Origin of the sequence: Siccirubricoccus deserti (assembly GCF_014283215.1) — a bacterium.
GTDB lineage: Bacteria > Pseudomonadota > Alphaproteobacteria > Acetobacterales > Acetobacteraceae > Siccirubricoccus > Siccirubricoccus deserti.
On the sequence record NZ_JACOMF010000001.1, the window covers coordinates 212,431 to 228,662 of the forward strand.

The following is a 16,232-nucleotide window of genomic DNA, read 5'->3' on the forward strand; positions in this document are numbered from 1 at the left end:
TTGTTGCCATTGCGCCGCGCCCTCGCCCGGCCGGTCAAGCCATGCGGGGGCGATTTCCCATCCGGCGTGATCCTTGCCTAGGATCACCGGGAAGCAGCGGATGGGCAGCGGATGGACGGCTTCGAATTCGGCATCGATATCGGCGGCACCTTCACCGACGTGGTCTGCCGCGCCCCGGACGGCTCCATCCGCCTGACCAAGGTGCCGACCACCCGCGGCAACCCGAGCCGCGCGGTGCTGGCCGCGCTGGAGACCGCGGGCAGCGAATGGCAGGTGCCGGCTTCCGCCATCCGCCGCTTCGCCCATGGCACCACGGTTGCCACCAATGCGGTGCTGGAACGCAAGGGCGCCCGCATCGGGCTGATTGCGACGGAGGGCTTCCGCGACGTCATCGAGATCGGCCGGCAGATGCGGCGCCAGATGTATGATCTGGTGCTGCACCCGGAAACCCCGGTCTTCCTCGCCCCAGGCCGCTACCGCCGCGAGGTGCGGGAGCGGGTGGATGCCGGCGGCGCGGTGCTGCTGCCGCTGGACGAGGCCAGCGTGCGCCAGGCGGTCGCCGAATTGCTCGCTCTGGAGGTGCAGGCGATCGCCGTCTGCCTGGTCTTCTCCTTCCTGCACCCGGCACATGAGCAGCGCATCGCCGAGATCATCGAGGAGATGCGGCCCGGCCTGCCGGTCTCGCTCTCCTCCGAGGTCGATCCGGCCTTCCGCGAATACGAACGCACCTGCGCCACTGGTTTCGACGCCTATGTGAAGCCGCTGGTCGCCGACTACCTGGCGAACATGGAGGCCGGGCTGGCCCGGGCCGGCGTGCCGGCCACCTTGCAAGTGATGCAGTCACGCGGCGGGCTGATGTCCTCCGCCATCGCCCGGCGGCGGCCGGTGCGGCTGTTCCTCTCCGGCCCGGCCGGCGGCGTGGTGGGCGGGCTGGACGTCGGGATGGGCGCCGGCTTCCGCGACCTGATCACCGTCGATATCGGCGGCACCTCCTGCGACATCGCGCTGGTCAGCGACGGCACGCCGCTGATCCGGGCAGAGGGGCTGATCGACGGCTTCACCGTGCGGGTGCCGATGGTGGATGTCACCGCCATCGGCTCCGGCGGCGGCAGCCTGGCCTGGATCGACGCGGCGGGTTCGCTGCGGGTCGGTCCGCAATCGGCGGGGTCGGAGCCGGGTCCGGCCTGCTACGGCCGCGGCGGCACCCAGGCGACGGTGACCGACGCCTCCGTCGTGCTCGGCTACATCGACCCCGGTCAATTCGCCGGCGGCAGCATGACATTGCAGGTCGCGCTGGCGGCGGATGCGGTGCGGCGCACGGTGGCGGAGCCGCTCGGCATGGCGCTGGAGGATGCGGCGCTCGGCATCCACCGCGTGCTGAATGCGCAGATGGCGGAGGCGATCCGGCTGGTCTCCATCGGCCGGGGGATCGACCCGCGCGGCTATGCGCTGCTGCCGCTCGGCGGTGGCGGGCCGATGCATGGCTGCGCCCTGGCCGAGGACCTCGGCATCACCACCATCATCGTGCCGCCGCACCCCGGCGTGCTGGCCGCCGCTGGGCTGCTCGGCGCCGCGGTGGAGCATGAGATCGCCAGCGCCTTCCCGCATGCCTGTGAGGGGCTGGACCCGGCGCTGCTGAGCCCGGCGCTGGCCGCGCTGGATGCCCGCTGCCGCGCCCTGACCAAGGCGGAGGGGCTGGCCGAGGAGGAGGTCGAGATCAGCCACGCCGCCGACCTCTGCTACATCGGCCAGTCCTATTGGCTGGAGGTGCCGCTGCGGCTGGACGAGCCCGATCCGGTCGGCGAGGCCTACCAGGCCTTCCTCGCCGCGCATCACCGGGTCTATGGCCATGCGCCGCCGCTGCCGGCGAAATTCGTCAACCTGCGCAGCGTCCACCGCTCCCGCGCCGGCAGCGTCGCCGGCGGCATCGGCCTGCATCATGGCGCGGCGGCGGCGCCCTCGATGCGGCCCATCCGGGTGCGGCAGCAGCCGCACCCGGTCCCGGCGGCGATCTGGCAGCGCAACGCCATCCGCGCCGGCGACCGCATCCCCGGCCCCGCGATCATCGAGCAGGTCGACACCACCACGCTGGTCGAGCCGGGCTGGACCGCGAGCCTTGCCCCCGGCGGCGCATTGCTGATCCGGAAGGAGATCACGGCATGAGCGAGTTCAGCACAGCCAGCCTCGACCCGATCACCGTGGAGGTGACGCGCCACCGGCTGGAAGGCATCGCCAATGAGATGCAGTCGACCCTGCTGCGCAGCTCCTTCTCGCCGATCGTGAAGGAGGGGCTGGACGCCTCGGCCGGCCTCTTCACCGCGGATGGCCAGACCCTGGCGCAGAGCTGCTCCATCCCGATCCATCTGGCGACGCTGATCCCGGCGGTCGCCCGCATCCTGCGCGACTTCCCGCCGGCGACGATGCAGCCGGAGGATACCTATGTGCTGAACGACCCCTATTGCGGCGGCACGCACCTGCCGGACATCGCCGTGGTGCAGCCGATCTTCGCCGGTGGCCGGATCATCGCCTACAGCGCGGCGATGACGCACCACCAGGACATGGGCGGGCTCTCGGCCGGCTCGGTGCCGACCAATGCCACCGAGATCTTCCAGGAAGGGCTGCGCATCCCGCCGCTGAAGTTCCGCGACCGCGGCGTGGTGAATGCAACCCTGGAGGCGATGATCCGGCAGAATGTCCGCATCCCCGATACGGTGATGGGCGACATCCATGCCCAGGTCTCCGCCTGCTCCATCGGCGCCCGCCGCGTGACCGAACTGGCGGAGAAGCAGGGCGGCAACGCGCTGGCCGTGATTTTCCACGAGCTGCTCGACCGCTCGGAGCGGATGACCCGGCTGGCCCTGGCAGAAATCCCCGACGGCACCTATCGGCATGTCGACTGGCTGGACAATGACGGCGTCGAGCTGGACAAGCCGATCCGCATCGAGGTCGCCGTCACCATCAAGGGCGATGCCATCCACATCGACTTCACCGGCACCAGCCCACAGGTGCGTGGGCCGCTGAACTGCGTGCCCTCCGGCTCGCTGGCCGCCGCCTGCTTCGCGGTGCGGGCGCTGACCGACCCGAAGATTCCGACCAATGGCGGCTGCTTCCGGCCGATCTCGCTGCACCTGCCGGAAGGCACGCTGGTGAACCCGCGCGAGCCGGCGCCGGTGAACGCCCGGACCTCCACCATCAAGCGCATCACCGGCACCATCATCGGCGCGCTGGCGCCGGTGCTGCCGGAGCGCATCCCGGCGCCATCGGCCGGGCAGATGGTGATCGTCGCCTTTGGCGGCCGCCGGCCGGACGGCAAGCCCTTCGTCACCGGCGACCTGATCGCCGGCGGCAGTGGCGCGGCGCGCGGCAGCGATGGCGTCGATGTCATCGAGACCGACGCGACGAACTGCATGAACCTGCCGGCCGAGGCGGCGGAGATGGAAACGCCGGTCCGCCTCAACCGCGTCGCGCTGCGGCCCGGCTCAGGCGGCGATGGCGAATGGCGCGGCGGCCTCGGCACCATCCGCGAATACGAGGCGCTGGTGGACGACGTCAGCTTCACCCACCGCAGCGAACGGCATTTCAGCGCCGCCGCCGGGTTGTTCGGCGGCGGCGAGGGCGCGCGCGCCGTCTCCGTCATCCACCGTCGCGGCGGCACCGAGGAGGTGATCCCCTCCAAGATCGTCACCCGGCTGCAGAAGGGCGACCGGGTGGTGATCGAGACCGCCGGCGGCGGCGGCTATGGCAACCCGGACCGCCGCGCCGCGGCGGCCCGGACGGCGGATCTACTGGACGGGAAGGTCACCCCTTCAGCGCCCTGACGATCATCGTCGTCAGCCGCGGCATGTTCGGCCCGATGGCCTCGAAATCGGGCCGCACCAGCCGCTTCTGCGCATCCTCCGCGCTCATCACCACATCCTGCGTTTCAAGCTCTCCGGGATCTGCACCGCGGTGCTGGCCGGAGAGAAGAAGCCACGGGTGATCCAGGCGAGCTGGCATTCATCCCTCCGTACCGGGTCTGGTGGCGCGGAAGGCCGGCAGGGTCACGTCGCGCAGGATGTCCGGCACCGCGCCGAGCTGCGACAGGATGGTGATCTGCGCCACATCCCCGGCCGGGGCCTGCGCCAGCGCCTTGGCGAAGCGCAGCAGCGAGGCACCGCCCGCGGCCGCCCGGCATCCACCGTCACCGCGCTGTAGCCGAGCGCCGCCTGGCCGATCATGCCGCAGACCGCGACGGCATCGGTCACCGTCGGTCGTGTCCCGCTGCGGCCGAAGCAGGCCGGACCAGGGGTGGAGCCGGCACTCTCCGGCCCCACCCGCAGCACCCCGAAGCTGCCGACCGAAGCGATGCTGCCGCCGCCCTCGCCGATCGAGGTGACCGAGACCGAAGGGATGTGGATCTGGAACTCACCGATCCGCTCGCCGGTGCCGTATTGCGGCTGGCCATCGAGGATCAGCGCGACATCGGCGCTGGTGCCGCCGATGTCGAAGCTCATGCATTCCCCGAGGCCGCAGAACCCGGCGATGAAGCCGGCGCCGATGACGCCGGAGGCGGTGCCGGAGGGGATCATCTGCACGCAGTCGCGCTTGCCCTGCTCGGCCGTCATCACCCCCGTTGGAGCGGGTGATGCGCGGCTCCGCCGTGGCCCGGTCTCCCGCAGCGCCTGTTGCAGCCCGCCGAGCTAATGTGCCACGCGTGGCTGGACGTAGCCGCCGCCCACGGCGGTGATGATGCGTACGTACTCGTGGATGATCGGCCAGGTCTCGGCCGAGCCGAACACCGGCAGGCCGGGGCGCGCCCGCCGCAGGATGGCCAGGGCGGCCGCCTTCTGCGCCGGGTTGCGCCAGGCATGCAGCAGCGCGACGATGATGCCCTCCGCCCCCGCCGCCTCGGCGGCGGCGAGTGCCGCCAGCCCGGCGAGGATCTCGGCGCCCGGCTGGTCCGGCGCGAGAACACCTTCAGCGCCAGCACCGCGCCGCTACGGTCGTCGAGCACGACGAGATCGGTGAAGGAGCCGCCGATATCGCCGCCAGCCCATGCCTGTCTCCCGGTGCCCCTTTCGTGGTGCAGCAGGTGGCATCAAGCACGCCAAGGCGGTGGGGGTGGCGGGTTCAGCGCCGCGGCGGTGGTTCCGCCTGGCCCGGCGGCGGCAGTGGCGTCTGCGCGGTGCTGTCCGGCGTGGTGCGCGTGGCGCCGCCGCCGGTGTCGCGCCGCGGCTCGCCGTCACCAAGCTGGCTCGGGGCGGGGGGCGGCGCCTCGGCGGCGGGCGGCGGGGATGGCCGGGTCACGCCCTGCGTCGGGGCGGTGCCCTGCGCCAGGGCAGGCCCGGCAGCCAGCAGCAGCGTGCCGCAGGCCAGCACGGGATAATGGCGAAACGCTGTGCGGCGCATGTCCCGTACCTCCCAGGGCAGATCGTGGTGATGTGGCGCAACGCGACGTGATGTGGCGCAACGCGACAGCGGATGCAGCGTTCCTTTCATGCACAGTTGGGCCGGGGGTTGGGATGATGCGGGATCGAAGCGAGGAGAAGCCGGCCCGGCGTGGCCTGCTGGGCGCCGCCGGTGTGGCGATCGGCCTGGCCGCCGCACCTGCCGCGGGGTTCCGCGCGGATGGCGGCACCGGCGGCCTGCCGCCGGAGAAGGAGAACGAGGCGGCGAAGCGGGCGCCACGCTACCGCGAGACCGACCACGTCCGCGCCTTCTACCGCACCAACAGCTACTGAGGGCGCGCCGATGCTGATCAAGCGCGCAGCAGGCCAGGCCTCACGACGGCGGCTGGCGGCGGCCTGGCAGGGGATGTCCTCCGGCGGGCTCGACCGGCGCGGCTTCCTGCGCCAGGCCGGGCTTGGCGGCGCCGGGCTGGCCTCGCTCGGGGCCCTCTCCGGCCGCGCCGTACGGGCCGAGGAGCAGGTAGGGGGCCGCATGGGCGCGCTCGATGCGCTCGCCCCGGTCCAGCGCATCAAGAACGTCTGCACCCATTGCTCGGTCGGCTGCACCGTCATCGCCGAGGTGCAGAACGGCATCTGGGTCGGCCAGGAGCCGGCCTGGGAATCGCCGATCAACCGCGGCACGCATTGCGCCAAGGGTGCCAGCGTGCGGGAGCTGGTGCATGGCGACCGCCGGCTGAAATACCCGATGAAGCTGGTGGGCGGCGAGTGGCGCCGCCTTTCCTGGGATCAGGCGCTGGACGAGACCGGCGCCAAGCTGATGGACATCCGCGCGCGCAGCGGACCAGAATCGGTATTCTGGCTGGGCAGCGCCAAATTCACCAACGAGGCGGCCTACCTGTTCCGCAAGCTGGGCGCCTTCTGGGGCACCAACAACACCGACCATCAGGCCCGCATCTGCCATTCCACCACCGTCGCCGGCGTCGCCAATACCTGGGGCTACGGCGCGATGACCAACAGCTACAACGACATCCGCAACGCCCGCACCATCATCATCATGGGCGGCAACCCGGCCGAGGCGCATCCGATCGCGATGCAGCACGTGCTGACCGGGCGCGAGATGAACCGCGCGAACATGGTCGTCATCGACCCGCGTTTCACCCGCACCGCGGTCCACGCCCATGAGTACGTCCGTATCCGCCCCGGCACCGACATCCCTGTTGTGTGGGGTATGCTCTGGCACATCCTGCAGAATGGCTGGGAGGACCGCGAGTTCATCCGCCAGCGGGTCTATGGCTTCGAGGAGATTCGCACCGAGGTGACGAAATGGCCGCCGGAGGAGGTGGAGCGCGTCTCCGGCGTGCCGGGCGAACAGCTCAAGCGCATCGCCCAGATGTTCGCCACGCAGAAGCCGGCGACGCTGGTCTGGTGCATGGGCGCGACGCAGAAGACCGTGGGCACCGCGAATGTCCGGGCCTATTCCATCCTCTGCCTCGCCACCGGCAATGTCGGCTCGGCCGGCACCGGCGCCAACATCTTCCGCGGCCACACCAATGTGCAGGGCGCCACGGACATGGGCCTCGATATCTCGACCCTGCCTGGCTACTACGGGCTGGACGAGAGCGCCTGGCGCCATTGGGCCCGCGTCTGGGAGGTGGATTACGCCTGGCTGCGCGACCGCTTCGCCAGCGAGCGGCTGATGCAGACGCCGGGAATCCCCAGCACCCGCTGGTTCGACGCCGTGCTGCTGCCGAAGGACCAGATCGAGCAGCCGGACCGGTTCAAGGGCATGGTGGTGTTCGGCCACGGCGGCAACACCGTCACCCGCATGCCGGAGATGGTGAAGGGGCTGGAGGCGCTGGAGCTGCTGGTGGTGGCGGACCCGCACCCGACCACCTACGCCCAGGTCTCCAATCGCCGCGACAACACCTATCTGCTGCCGATCTGCACCAACTTCGAGACGGTGGGCAGCCGCACCGCCTCCAACCGCTCCCTGCAATGGGGCGAGAAGATCGTCGAGCCGCTGTTCGAGAGCCGCAACGACTACGATGCGATGTATGCGCTGACCCGGCGGCTCGGCTTCGCCGATGAAATGTTCAGGAACATCGCCGTGCATGACGGCGCGGTGGTGGTCGAGGACATCCTGCGGGAGATGAACCGCGGCCTCTGGAGCCTCGGCTACACCGGCCAGTCGCCGGAGCGGCTGCGCGCGCACATGCTGCACCAGCAGCATTTCGACGTCACCACCCTGCGCGCCGGGCCCGACGCGCCAGAGGAGGTGCGCGGCGACTACTACGGCCTACCCTGGCCCTGCTGGGGCACGCCGGAGATGCGCCACCCTGGTTGCGGCATCCTCTACGACACCTCGCTGCATGTGAAGGAGGGCGGCGGCGTGTTCCGCGCCCGCTTCGGCGTCGAGCGCAATGGCGAGACGCTGCTGGCCGAGGGCAGCTGGTCCAAGGGCTCGGAGATTCAGGACGGCTATCCGGAGTTCACCGTCGCGGTGCTGAAGCGGCTCGGCTGGTTCGACGAGCTGTCGGCGCATGAGAAGGAGAGCATCGCCCGCGTCGGCGGCGACGATATCGACCGCGTCTCCTGGTCCATCGACCTGTCCGGCGGCATTCAGCGGGTAGTGATGGAGCATGGCTGCGTGCCGCATGGCAATGGCAAGGCGCGGGCGGTGGCCTGGAACCTGCCCGACCCGGTGCCGATGCACCGCGAGCCGATCTACACGCCGCGCACCGACCTGATCCCGACGCTGGACCAGTTCGCAGCCATGGCCAGCACCAACAAGGCACCGCCCGGCACCTACCCGACCTTGCCCGATCGCCGCGGCTACCGCATGCCGCATCTCGGCCTCAGCGTGCAGATGCGCTCGCATCAGGTGGCGAAGGAGTTTCCCATCATCCTCACCTCCGGCCGGCTGGTCGAATACGAGGGCGGCGGCGAGGAGACCCGGTCGAACAGATGGCTGGCCGAGCTGCAGCAGGAGATGTTTGTCGAGGTCAACCCCGATGATGCGGCGGCGCGCGGCATCCGCAACGGCGGCTGGGTCTGGGTGCTCGGCCCGGAAAGCTCGGCGCGGGTGCGGGTGAAGGCGCTGGTGACGGAGCGGGTCGGCCGCGGCGTCGCCTTCATGCCCTTCCACTTCGGCGGCTGGTTCCAGGGCGAGGACCGCCGCCGCTTCTACCCGCCCGGCACCGATCCCATCGTGCTCGGCGAGAGCGTCAACGCGGTGACGACCTATGGCTACGACCCGGTGACCTTCATGCAGGAAACCAAGGTCACGCTGTGCCAGATCAGGAGCGCGTAGCCATGCCTGCGATGGAGGAGCGCCGCCTGGCACGGAGCGTGAATCACCGGCACTCCCGCAGGGAGCCACGATAATGGCGCGGATGAAGTTCCTCTGCGACGCGGATCGCTGCATCGAGTGCAACGCCTGCGTCACGGCCTGCAAGAACGAGCATGAGGTGCCCTGGGGCATCAACCGGCGCCGCGTCGTCACCATCAACGACGGCAAGCCGGGTGAGCGCAGCATCTCCATGGCCTGCATGCATTGCACCGACGCGCCCTGCGCCGCGGTCTGTCCGGTAAGCTGCTTCTATGGCACGGTGGATGGTCTGGTGCTGCACGACAAGGACCTCTGCATCGGCTGCGGCTACTGCTTCTACGCCTGCCCCTTCGGTGCGCCGCAGTACCCGCGCGTCGGCAATTTCGGCGGTCGCGGCAAGATGGACAAATGCACCTACTGCGCCGGGGGGCCGCAGCAGGACAACACCGCGGTCGAGTACATCCAGTACGGCGCCAACCGCCTGGCCGAGGGCAAGCTGCCGCTCTGCGCCGAGATGTGCAGCACCAAGGCGCTGCTGGCCGGCGACGGCGACATCATCGCCGGCATCTACAAGGAACGCGTCCAGCGCCGCGGCTTCGGCTCCGGCGCCTGGGGCTGGCGCACCGCCTATGGGGAGACGATCACGGCATGACCGCGCGCCTCATGCTGCTGGCCCTGCTGCTGTTCGCTGCGCCAGCGGGCGCGCAGCAGGACAACCAGGCACAGAACCCCGGCGCCCCTGCGGTGCAGTCGGTGGCGCCGGAGGTTGGCCCGAGCGGCGGCGGCACCGGCAGCGGGCCGATCCCCGACAGCACCGAACGGCCGCCTGAGACCGGTGACCAGCGCGCCACCGTACCGCCGCCGCGCCCGCCGGTACCGACCACGGAGATCCCCGCCGGCCGCCCCTTCACCGACCGGCCGAACATCGATGCGGGCGAACTCGAATTGCAGCGTGCGCTGCGTGGTGGCGTCATCGAGGGCCAGGTCACCATCCCGAACCAGGCCGCCGGCATCCTGATCCAGCCGGCGGGGCGCGACTGGCGCGGCTTCCGCACGCGCACCCTCACCATCGCCGGCGCCATCCTGATCCTCGGCATGGTGGTGGTGCTCGGCGTGCTGCATCTGTGGAAGGGACCGAGGCGTATCGACGCCGGCCGGGCCGGCCGCCGCATTCCCCGCTACAGCCTGCTGGAGCGTTGCAACCACTGGATGGTCGCCGGCAGCTTCGTGGTGCTGGCGCTCACCGGGCTCAACATCACCTTCGGCGCCTATGTGCTGCGGCCGGTAATCGGCCCCGAGGCCTTTACGTCTCTCACCTGGCTCGGCCAGGCGGCGCACCAGTACCTGTCCTTCGCCTTCGTCCTCGGCCTACTGGTGATGCTGGCGCTGTGGCTGCGGGACAATCTGCCGACCAGGGTCGACCTTGCCTGGCTGCGCGCCGGCGGGCCGCTCGCCAAGGGTCATCCGCCAGCCGGGCGCTTCAACGCGGCGCAGAAGGGACTGTACTGGCTGGTGATGGCCGGCGGCGTGCTGGCCGCCATCTCCGGCTACCTGCTGATGGCACCGGGGCTGCTGGACAATGTCATCAGCCAGCAATGGGCACATGTGGTGCATGCCGTCATGGCGATGGTGCTGGTTGTTGCTATCCTCGGCCATATCTACATCGGGACCATCGGCACGGAAGGCGCCTTCGAGGCAATGGCCGAGGGCGAGGTCGACTGGAATTATGCCCGCGAGCACCACAGCGTCTGGCTGGAGGAGCAGGCGGCAGCAGCCCGCCGAAGCGTGGCACCGCAGGAGGCCCGGCCCGCCGCGGGCGACTGACATCGGCGCCGTGCGGCGCCGCTCAGGCGAAGGCAAGCAGCCGGCGCGGGTTGCCGGTGGTGATTGCCGCCACCTCCGCCTCGGTGAAGCCGCGCTCCAGCATCAGCGGCACGACGTTCTCGAAGATATGGCCGTAGCCATGGCCGCCCCAGCGCCTCAACCGGGTGCGGTAGCAGATGTCGTGGCTGATCACGATCCGCTCCAGATGGCCACGGGCGATCAGCGCGCGGATCAGCTTCAGCCGCACCGCATCGTTCGGCATGTCGATGGCGGCGAGCGGGTAGTAGCTCGCCTCCTGGCCGAACAGGTCGAACTCGATCACCACACCGCTGTCCGCCAGGCGCAGCAGCCGCGTCTCGTCGAAGATGGTGCGGTCGATGTGGCTGATGATGATGCGGCCGGGATCGGCGCCATGCGCCCGGATGAAATCCGCCACCTCCTGCGGCTGGTCGGGGTGGCGGCCGGGATGGACGTTCACCGCCGCGCCGGTCTCGGCCATCGCCAGCAGCGCGCCCGCCATCACCCGCCGCTCCTGCTCGGTCCAGGGCGCCTGGCAGCCGATCTCGCCGATGATGCCGGCCCGCACCGTTGTGCCCCAGGCGCCCAACTGGACCTGGTCCACCATCTCCCGGGCGAAATCCTCGGCGCCGCGGGCGGCATTCGCCGGATCCTGGTACTCATGCACGTAATGGCCGCAGCCCATGATGATGTGCAGCCCCGCCTCCGCCGCCAGCCGCGCCAGCGCCGCCGGGTCGGGGTCGAGCCCGCCGGAACTCAGCTCCACCAGGGTCCGCCCGCCGGAGGCGCGCAGCGCCGTCAGTTCCGCCACCGCTGTTGGCTCGCAGCGGAAGCGCAGATTGCCCGGCACCTTCTTGCGGCCGTAGTTGATGGCGAAGCAGTTGCAGAGCGTGATCTCCGGCCCCTGGTCCGGATCCGCCCGCATCGCCGGGGTGCGGATGTCCCAGATCAGGTGCTCATGCATCAGGGTTGGGCCCAGCTCGGCCGGATCGAGCGGACCGAGCACGGTCTGCGCGCGGCCACGCAGTACATCGCGCGTCATGCGGGCCGGCGGGGAGGTTTGCGCCATGGTGTCGCTGCCCTTGCTGCCGCGGCCATGATCCAGCTGCCGACGGCGCCTGTCCACCTTGCCGATCGCGCCATGCCACGCCTATGCTGCACCCACCCCGGCTGAGGGGCCGGCGCGAACACGGAGCGCCGCGACGACGGCCCGTTCCAGGGCCGCGGCATCACGAGGGGCGCTGCAAACCCGCGCGACTGCAAGGTTGCGCAACATGGGGTGCACCATGCCGATACTCGATCGCCGGGCGCTGCTCGGCACCACTCTGGCCCTCGCCACCTCCAGCCCCGGGCGCGCGCAGGACGCGTGGCCGAGCCGCTCCGTCACCCTGGTGATGCCGGTGGCGCCGGGCGGGCCGGGCGATGTTATCGGCCGGCCGCTCGGCCAGTATCTGGCGGCGGAATTCGGCCAGCCCTTCGTCATCGACAACCGGACCGGTGCCGGCGGCACCATCGGCGTCGACCACGCCGTGCGGTCGCGGCCGGATGGGCACACGCTGCTGATCTACAGCAACAGCACCTACACCATCGCGCCGCATCTCTACCCGATGCCCTATGACAATGTGGCGTCCATCGTCCCCGTTGCGCTGATCGCCGGCGCGCCAAGCTTCGTCTGCGTCCATCGCAGCGTGCCGGCGAACACCCTGGCGGAGCTGATCGCGCTGGCGAAGCGGCAGCCGGAAGGGCTGACCTTCGCCACCGCCGGCATCGGCTTCACCAGCCATCTGGCGACCGAGCTGTTCATGGCGAAATCCGGCATCAGCATGCTGCACGTGCCCTACCGCGGCGGCGCGCCGGCGGCCCAGGCGATCGTCGCCGGCGAGGTGCAGGTGAATTTCATGGAGGCGGCGCTGGTCCGCAGCCTGCTGCCTACCGGCAACATCCGGCCGCTGGCGGTCACCAGCCGGCAGCGCCACCCGCTGATGCCGGAGGTGCCGACCCTCGATGAATCCGGCGTGCCCGGCTTCGAGAGCGCGACCTATTGGTCGATGGTGGCGCCGGCCGGGGTGCCGCAGCCGATCCTGGCGAAGCTGACCGCCGCGGTGCTGCGCTACCTGGCGCTGCCGGCGACCCAGGCGCAGCTCACCAACGCCGGCTTCCTGCCGATCGGCGGCGATGGTGCGGCCTTCACCCGTCACCAGGCGGAGGATAGCGCGAAATGGGGAGAGATCATCCGCGCCCGCGGCATCCGCATCTGACGCGGGTCCGTGTCCATGGCGCCAGCCCGGCCGGCAGCTACCTGGCCGGGCCGCCACAACGATGATGGCGGGACATCTGCGATGGGCGACAGATGAAGGATGCGCCTTTGCCTGGCCGACGTCCTTGCATTTCACCTTGCCTTCAGCGGCCGCGCAGGATCGGGGCAGCGCATGAGCGAAGCCGCCCATGCCATTGCCCGGCTTCGCCGAACGAGCGGATGCGGCACTGCACCGGCCGCAACCGCATCGCCTGGTTGCCCTACGACGCGTAAAGCCGCGGCGCCGCGGCTCAGTCGCGGCGGCGGCGGATCAGCCGGCCTGGGGCCTCGCCGGTGAGGCCGCTGGCGCCGCGATAGGTCGAGACGCCATTGGTCCAGACCTCCTCGATCCCTTCCGAGGGCTGCTTGGGGTCCTCGAAGGTGGCGCGGTCGATGATCCGGTGCGGGTCGAACAGCACCAGATCCGCATAGGCCCCAGGCTTCAGCACGCCACGGTCGGTCATGCCGAAGAGCGCGGCGGTGCGCCCGGTCATCTTGTGGATGGCGGTTTCCATGTCCAGCAGCCCGAGCTGACGGGAATACAGCCCGAGCACCCGCGGGAAGGTGCCCCACAGCCGTGGATGCGGATGCGCGTCATGCGGAATGCCATCCGAGCCGATGACGGACATCGGATGCGCCATGATGCGGCGTACATCCTCCTCGTCCATCTGGAAGGTGATGGCGCCGGCCGGCAGCAGCTTCTCCGCCGCGGTGCGGATATCGGTGTTCCAGCCGCGCGCCACTTCCGCCAGATCCTTGCCCGCCACCTCCGGGTGCGGGATCGACCAGGTGATGATGACGCGGCAATCCTCCCGCAGCCGGTCCGGCATCAGCACGGTGGAGCCGGCCGGATAGGGGTACATGTCAAAGAAGACTTCCTGCATCGCCGCCGCGGCTTCGATCAGCGCCAGGGTCTGGGTGCTGCGGCCGTAATTCTCCGGCAACGAACACTTGTGGTGGCTGATCCAGACCGGCACGCCGACCCGCTTGCCGATCTTCAGCGTCTCCTCGATGGAGGCGCAGACGCGGTCCGCCTCGTCGCGCATATGCGTGACATAGATGCCGCCGGCGGCACGCAGCGGCTCGGCGACGGCGATCACCTCCTCGGTCGGCGCGTGCATGTTAGGCTTGTAGTAGAGGCCGGTGGAGAAGCCGGAAGCGCCCTCCGCCAGGCTTTCGGCGACGATGCGCCGCATCTCGGCGATCTCGGCATCCTTCGCCGGGCGATAGAGATCCTCGCCCATGACGCGGTAGCGCAAGGTCTGGTGGCCGACCATGGCGTAGGTGTTCACCGCGGCCGGGGACTTTCGCAGCGCCTCGGTGTAGTCGCCGAAGCTGCCGAAGCGCCACCAGCCCTCCTCCCCCACCAGGTCGAGCGGCGGCACCGGGCGCTTCGTGGTGACCAGCGGCGCCAGCGACACGCCACAATTGCCGACCACCACGGTGGTGACGCCCTGCGAGGATTTGCAGTGCAGGCATTGCGGGCCGCAGAGCACGGCACGGTCGTCATGGGTGTGGGCGTCGATGAAGCCGGGCGCCAGGGCGCGCCCGGTGGCGATCACCTCCCGGTCCGCGCTGGCGCCGCCGAGGTCGCCGACCGCGGTGATGCGGTCGCCGGTGACGCCGACATCGCCGACGCTGCGCGGCGCGCCGGTGCCGTCGAACAGGGTGGCGTCACGGATGATGAGGTCGCAGCGGAGCGCCATGCTACACCTCCACCCCGTAGAGGTCTTTGGCGGCCTGGCGACTGATCAGCCCATCCGCCACGTCCCGCTTCACCAGCGCCGGGTCGCGCTGCTTCGGATCGCCCATGCCGCCGCCGCCCGGCAGCTTCAGCAGCAGCCGCCTTCCCTTCGGGACGATCTGGAAACCCTTGGTGCGCAGCGGCGTGCCGTTCGCGTCGTTCAACCCGACCCAGCCATTGGCGCCGTCGCCGCCGCCTTCGCGGCCCTTCGGCGCATTGGCGACGCGGTCGAAGATGGCGTTCACCGCGAATTCCGCCTCGTTTTTCGCGCCGATCTCCATGACCTGGCCGAAGCCGCCACGGGTGCGGCCGGCGCCGGCACTGTCGGGCCGCAGCTCCTTCTTCCAGAAGATCACCGGCGCGACATTCTCCGTCGCCTCCACCGGCATGGTGCGCACGCCGGAGGGGAAGGCGGTGCCGTCCAGCCCATCCTTGGTCGGCCGCGCGCCGGTGCCGCCGGAGTTGAAGGTGATGATCTCGAAATCCTCGGTCTCCGCCGCCTGGCCGGAGACCTGGCTGCCACCCCGCAGCGGCGGGTTCCACAGCGCGGAGGAGCCTTCCGCATTCACCCGATCCGGCACCGCCTGGTGCAGGCAGCCCATCATCAGATCCGGCAGCAGCTGGCCGACCACATGCCGCACGCTGACCGGATAGGGCCGCGGCGCGTTGAGGATGCAGCCTTCCGGAATCACCATGTGGAAGGGGGACAGGCTGGCCCAGTTGTTCGGGATCTCCGGCGCCACCACGCATTTGATCCCGAAGCAGGAATAGGCCCGGCAATAGGCCGGCGGCACGTTGATGCCGCGCGTCGAAAGCCCGGAGGTGCCGGCGTAATCCACCACGATGCGGTCATTGTGGATCGTCATCGCCGCATTCAGCGTGACTTCGAATTCGTAGCCGTCGGATTTGATGGATCCGCTGAAGGTGCCGCGCGGCAGCTTGGCGATCTCCTCCAGCGTCGCATGCAGCGAACTCGCAAAAATATACTCCGCCAGCGGGTCCAGGCTATCCATGCCGAACTCGTCCAGCATCTCCACCAGCCGCCTGGCGCCGGCGTCGTTGCAGGCGCAGAGCGAGTAGATGTCGCCTTCCAGCTCCACCGGCGTGCGCGAGCCGGCACGGATGAAGTCGAAGAAGGTCTCGTTCGGCAGGTTGCGGTCGAAGCATTTGACGATCGGGATATAGAGCCCTTCCTCGAAGACGCTCCGCCCCTCCGGCCCCATGCCCAGGCCGCCGATGTCGATGATATGCGCCGTATTGGCGAAGAGCCCGACGATCTTCCCGTTCCGGAACGCCGGCGTGACCACGGTAAGATCATGCAGGTGGCCGGTGCCGAGCCAGGGGTCGTTGGTGATGTAGTGGTCACCCGGCTGCATCGTCTCGGCGGGGAATTTCGCCAGGAAATGGCCGACCGATTCCATCATGGAATTGACATGGCCCGGCGTGCCGGTGACGGCCTGCGCCAGCATGCGGCCCTGCAGGTCGAAGACCCCGGCCGAAAGATCGCCCGCTTCCCGCACCGTGGTGCTGAAGGCGGTGCGGATCATGGTCTGCGCCTGCTCCTCGACCACCGCGATCAGGCGGTTCCACTGGATCTGGCGCTGGATCTTCGCGAGTGCCCCGGTTTCCTTCACG

At 69.9% G+C, this 16,232-nt stretch carries 12 protein-coding genes; 7 read left to right on the forward strand and 5 right to left on the reverse strand.

Annotated features, from left to right (window positions below):
- The first annotated feature begins 111 nt into the window (after nt 1-111).
- Both H7965_RS01025 and H7965_RS01030 read left to right on the forward strand, forming a co-directional pair.
- Nucleotides 112-2,163 (forward strand): hydantoinase/oxoprolinase family protein, encoded by a 2,052-nt coding sequence (locus tag H7965_RS01025; protein ID WP_186768655.1) that lies wholly within the window; start codon nt 112-114, stop codon nt 2,161-2,163.
- Nucleotides 2,160-3,818: a hydantoinase B/oxoprolinase family protein gene (locus H7965_RS01030; RefSeq protein WP_186768656.1), complete on the forward strand. Its 1,659-nt coding sequence runs from the start codon at nt 2,160-2,162 to the stop codon at nt 3,816-3,818. Before H7965_RS01025 ends, H7965_RS01030 begins: the two co-directional genes overlap by 4 nt.
- A gap of 222 nt (nt 3,819-4,040) precedes the next feature.
- On the opposite strand, the gene H7965_RS30305 is transcribed toward H7965_RS01030, so the two are convergent.
- Together H7965_RS30305 and H7965_RS01040 are read right to left on the reverse strand one after the other, a co-directional pair.
- A complete protein-coding gene (locus tag H7965_RS30305; RefSeq protein ID WP_222440411.1) occupies nt 4,041-4,604 on the reverse strand; it encodes a hydantoinase/oxoprolinase family protein in 564 nt (187 codons plus the stop codon).
- A 505-nt stretch (nt 4,605-5,109) separates the two neighbouring features.
- Nucleotides 5,110-5,388: a hypothetical protein gene (locus H7965_RS01040; protein WP_186768657.1), complete on the reverse strand. Its 279-nt coding sequence runs from the start codon at nt 5,386-5,388 to the stop codon at nt 5,110-5,112.
- Nucleotides 5,389-5,504: 116 nt separating this feature from the next.
- Here H7965_RS01040 and H7965_RS01045 point away from each other — a divergent pair, with 116 nt between their 5' ends.
- The 4 genes from H7965_RS01045 to H7965_RS01060 all read left to right on the forward strand — a co-directional run bounded on the left by H7965_RS01045 (nt 5,505) and on the right by H7965_RS01060 (nt 10,539).
- The gene (locus H7965_RS01045) at nt 5,505-5,720 is read left to right on the forward strand and encodes a formate dehydrogenase (protein WP_186768658.1); all 216 of its coding nucleotides are present in this window, start codon (nt 5,505-5,507) and stop codon (nt 5,718-5,720) included.
- 10 nt (nt 5,721-5,730) lie between these two features.
- The gene (locus tag H7965_RS01050; protein WP_186768659.1) at nt 5,731-8,697 is read left to right on the forward strand and encodes a formate dehydrogenase subunit alpha; all 2,967 of its coding nucleotides are present in this window, start codon (nt 5,731-5,733) and stop codon (nt 8,695-8,697) included.
- 73 nt (nt 8,698-8,770) lie between these two features.
- Nucleotides 8,771-9,367, forward strand: coding sequence for a formate dehydrogenase FDH3 subunit beta (gene fdh3B / locus H7965_RS01055; RefSeq protein WP_186768660.1), 597 nt, complete (start codon nt 8,771-8,773; stop codon nt 9,365-9,367).
- Complete coding sequence (locus H7965_RS01060; RefSeq protein WP_186768661.1) at nt 9,364-10,539, forward strand: formate dehydrogenase subunit gamma; 1,176 nt, start codon at nt 9,364-9,366, stop codon at nt 10,537-10,539. Before fdh3B ends, H7965_RS01060 begins: the two co-directional genes overlap by 4 nt.
- Nucleotides 10,540-10,561: 22 nt before the next feature.
- On the opposite strand, the gene H7965_RS01065 is transcribed toward H7965_RS01060, so the two are convergent.
- Entirely contained in the window at nt 10,562-11,626 is a 1,065-nt protein-coding gene (locus tag H7965_RS01065; RefSeq protein WP_222440412.1) for a phosphotriesterase family protein, read from the reverse strand.
- Between the two features lie 217 nt (nt 11,627-11,843).
- On the opposite strand from H7965_RS01065, the gene H7965_RS01070 reads away from it, so the two are divergent.
- Nucleotides 11,844-12,815: a Bug family tripartite tricarboxylate transporter substrate binding protein gene (locus tag H7965_RS01070; protein WP_186768662.1), complete on the forward strand. Its 972-nt coding sequence runs from the start codon at nt 11,844-11,846 to the stop codon at nt 12,813-12,815.
- 289 nt (nt 12,816-13,104) lie between these two features.
- On the opposite strand, the gene H7965_RS01075 is transcribed toward H7965_RS01070, so the two are convergent.
- Both H7965_RS01075 and H7965_RS01080 read right to left on the reverse strand, forming a co-directional pair.
- Nucleotides 13,105-14,559 (reverse strand): N-acyl-D-amino-acid deacylase family protein, encoded by a 1,455-nt coding sequence (locus H7965_RS01075; RefSeq protein WP_186768663.1) that lies wholly within the window; start codon nt 14,557-14,559, stop codon nt 13,105-13,107.
- Nucleotide 14,560: 1 nt separating this feature from the next.
- Nucleotides 14,561-16,231: a hydantoinase B/oxoprolinase family protein gene (locus H7965_RS01080; RefSeq protein WP_186768664.1), complete on the reverse strand. Its 1,671-nt coding sequence runs from the start codon at nt 16,229-16,231 to the stop codon at nt 14,561-14,563.
- Nucleotide 16,232 lies beyond the last annotated feature (1 nt).

What these genes read in the sequence shown, in the direction of transcription:
- H7965_RS01065 (WP_222440412.1), bottom strand. Translation starts at nt 11,626, where the DNA reads ATGGCGCAAACCTCCCCGCCGGCCCGCATGACGCGCGATGTACTGCGT.
- H7965_RS01075 (WP_186768663.1), bottom strand. Translation starts at nt 14,559, where the DNA reads ATGGCGCTCCGCTGCGACCTCATCATCCGTGACGCCACCCTGTTCGAC.
- H7965_RS01050 (WP_186768659.1), top strand. Translation starts at nt 5,731, where the DNA reads ATGCTGATCAAGCGCGCAGCAGGCCAGGCCTCACGACGGCGGCTGGCG.
- H7965_RS01025 (WP_186768655.1), top strand. Translation starts at nt 112, where the DNA reads ATGGACGGCTTCGAATTCGGCATCGATATCGGCGGCACCTTCACCGAC.
- H7965_RS01070 (WP_186768662.1), top strand. Translation starts at nt 11,844, where the DNA reads ATGCCGATACTCGATCGCCGGGCGCTGCTCGGCACCACTCTGGCCCTC.
- H7965_RS01030 (WP_186768656.1), top strand. Translation starts at nt 2,160, where the DNA reads ATGAGCGAGTTCAGCACAGCCAGCCTCGACCCGATCACCGTGGAGGTG.
- H7965_RS30305 (WP_222440411.1), bottom strand. Translation starts at nt 4,604, where the DNA reads ATGACGGCCGAGCAGGGCAAGCGCGACTGCGTGCAGATGATCCCCTCC.
- fdh3B (WP_186768660.1), top strand. Translation starts at nt 8,771, where the DNA reads ATGGCGCGGATGAAGTTCCTCTGCGACGCGGATCGCTGCATCGAGTGC.
- H7965_RS01045 (WP_186768658.1), top strand. Translation starts at nt 5,505, where the DNA reads ATGCGGGATCGAAGCGAGGAGAAGCCGGCCCGGCGTGGCCTGCTGGGC.
- H7965_RS01040 (WP_186768657.1), bottom strand. Translation starts at nt 5,388, where the DNA reads ATGCGCCGCACAGCGTTTCGCCATTATCCCGTGCTGGCCTGCGGCACG.
- H7965_RS01060 (WP_186768661.1), top strand. Translation starts at nt 9,364, where the DNA reads ATGACCGCGCGCCTCATGCTGCTGGCCCTGCTGCTGTTCGCTGCGCCA.